General features: G+C 64.6%; 2 protein-coding genes and 1 pseudogene. All 3 read left to right on the top strand.

Annotated features, from left to right (window positions below):
- Window positions 1-355: cbb3-type cytochrome c oxidase subunit I (locus tag AB4Z35_RS29895; RefSeq protein WP_442101142.1), on the top strand; the 355-nt coding region annotated here is incomplete at its 5' end.
- Window positions 356-517, top strand: a complete 162-nt coding sequence (locus AB4Z35_RS29890) for a cytochrome oxidase small assembly protein (RefSeq protein WP_177219847.1) — start codon at window positions 356-358, stop codon at window positions 515-517.
- A 12-nt stretch (window positions 518-529) separates the two neighbouring features.
- A pseudogene (locus AB4Z35_RS29885) lies at window positions 530-787 on the top strand (hypothetical protein); the annotation flags it as partial.

Raw genomic sequence — 787 nt, 5'->3', positions numbered from 1 at the left:
GCCGAAGTGGAGCGGGTTCATGTACAACGAGACGCGCGGCCAGATCCACTTCTGGGGCTCGCTGATCTTCTTCAACGTGACCTTCTTCCCGATGCACTTCCTGGGCCTGGCCGGCATGCCGCGTCGCTACGCGGACTACGCGGTCCAGTTCACGGACTTCAACGCGGTTGCGTCGTTCGGCGCGCTGGGCTTCGGCCTGATGCAGGTGTATTTCTTCTTCTTCGTGGTGCTGCCGTCCTACCGGGGCGGGTCGGCTGCCGGCGACAAGCCGTGGGATGGCGCCGAGGGCCTGGAATGGACCGTGCCGTCGCYGGCGCCGTTCCACACCTTCGAAGAGCCGCCACAGGTGCGCTGAGTGATTGACGCCATGAAGCCGGAAACCCCGTCGCGCACGGACAGCCAGGGCCGCCAGGCCACCCAACGAGCCGCCAACCGGCGGCTGGGCCTGATCCTGCTGTCCATCGTGGTGGTGTTCTTCCTGGGATTCTTCGCCAAGATGGTGTTCCTTGGCGGTTGAGCGGAGATAGACGTGGACGCGCAGCAGAAGGCGGAAGACCGGGCAATCGAGCGACGCTTCAACCGCGGCATGCTGCTGCGGCTGCTGGTGGTGGTGGGCCTGATGTTCAGCTTCGGCTATGCGCTGGTGCCGCTGTACAAGAAACGCGCAGCAGAAGGCGGAAGACCGGGCAATCGAGCGACGCTTCAACCGCGGCATGCTGCTGCGGCTGCTGGTGGTGGTGGGCCTGATGTTCAGCTTCGGCTATGCGCTGGTGCCGCTGTACAAGAA

This window comes from Pseudomonas sp. KB_15, from assembly GCF_052114525.1.
Lineage (GTDB): Bacteria > Pseudomonadota > Gammaproteobacteria > Pseudomonadales > Pseudomonadaceae > Aquipseudomonas.
Note: the sequence above shows the minus strand (reverse complement) of the source record. Positions and strands in the feature narration are given on the sequence as shown.